Raw genomic sequence first — 1,222 nt, forward strand, 5'->3', positions numbered from 1 at the left:
GTTTCTATGTTAGCCTTTTTAATTCAATTTGCGGTACTTGGATTATTTTTGGGACCATTAACACACTATCTAATGATTTATCTTTTTTATGTTGTTGCAATCCTTTCTTTTGCTATTTTTATAATAACAATTAGAAAAAACAAAACTTTAAGAATTATCCCGTTAAGCTTCACTATATTAACAGGATTCTTCACGTTATATATGGTATTTCTAAATGCTTTATGGGGAAATAATTTAAGTTAAAACAACTTTATATTTTTCTTGCAGAACCACTATACAAACTAAATTGATGACTTTCCACTTCAACTATTCAACTAACTGGTGCTTTAGTTAAAGATCATCGGGCTGATTATTCAGCCCTTTTTCTTATTGAACTAACGGGGGAGTTTAGTTGAATAACTGCTCGAGGAATTATGAAAATAATGAGTAGGGTTATCATTGTGGAACTTGGTAATATATGTAAACGTCAAATCTGAAAAGGAGCTGAATTAATGTTAGTAGATGTTTTTTATTATCTAAAATTTTCAATTGGTGTTTTTATTTTTAGTTTGTTAGTTACATTAATTTTAATATTATTGAAAAAGTCCGTTGTAAGTGGATATTCAGTCAGTATGTTGGTATTTGTTTCTTGTATCGTATCGGGGATAAATATGTTTATTTCGGGATATATAGCGGATGAAGTTCCATCTGGAGGAGACCCAATTATCTTCTATATGTTTTTAGTTGTTCTATTATTAAGTGTAGTAAATATGATTTTAGTTTTAATAAAAACGAAGGAAAAGTTTGGGGAACAAAATATAGTAAATAATTAACGAAGTTTGTGAAAAATTGTACTTAAACTAACGGATGCTTTACTTCAATAAGGAGTGAAGCCTTTTTTCTTATTGAACTAAAGGGGCAGGTTAGTTGAAGAAGGATTTTTAAAGTATGTTCGAGAATAATATCTCAAAAAGGGAAAATATAGGGGGGTGGGATTTTGAAAAAATTAATTAGGATAGTAGTAATATTAGGCGTTATTTTTATATTGTTGCATTCATCTCCGAAAATGGCATTAAGGTTCCATGTATTATTAATTGGTTATCCAAAAGAAGCTTTAATAACAGAAATAAGTGATAATAAAATCGATAATAAATTTGATATGAAAAAATTGGCTACGTTAAATGCAAAAACATACACTTTAACAGAACCCCCATTTGAAAAAGCTACTGGAACGGAGTTAGAC

The 1,222-nt window shown here is 29.1% G+C and carries 2 protein-coding genes and 1 pseudogene; all 3 read left to right on the forward strand.

Annotated features, from left to right (window positions below):
• Positions 1 to 243, forward strand: a pseudogene (locus AC1DSB_RS19585) (hypothetical protein); the annotation flags it as partial.
• A gap of 248 nt (positions 244 to 491) precedes the next feature.
• The gene (locus AC1DSB_RS19590) at positions 492 to 812 is read left to right on the forward strand and encodes a hypothetical protein (RefSeq protein ID WP_477587450.1); all 321 of its coding nucleotides are present in this window, start codon (positions 492 to 494) and stop codon (positions 810 to 812) included.
• Between the two features lie 164 nt (positions 813 to 976).
• Positions 977 to 1,222, forward strand: a 246-nt coding sequence (locus AC1DSB_RS19595; RefSeq protein WP_477587451.1) for a hypothetical protein, incomplete at its 3' end; no start/stop codon positions are given.

It is taken from the genome of Paenisporosarcina sp. P4_E4_2 (assembly GCF_056401595.1).

Coding starts and splice junctions, on each gene's coding strand:
- AC1DSB_RS19590 (WP_477587450.1), top strand. CDS start 492: ATGTTAGTAGATGTTTTTTATTATCTAAAATTTTCAATTGGTGTTTTT.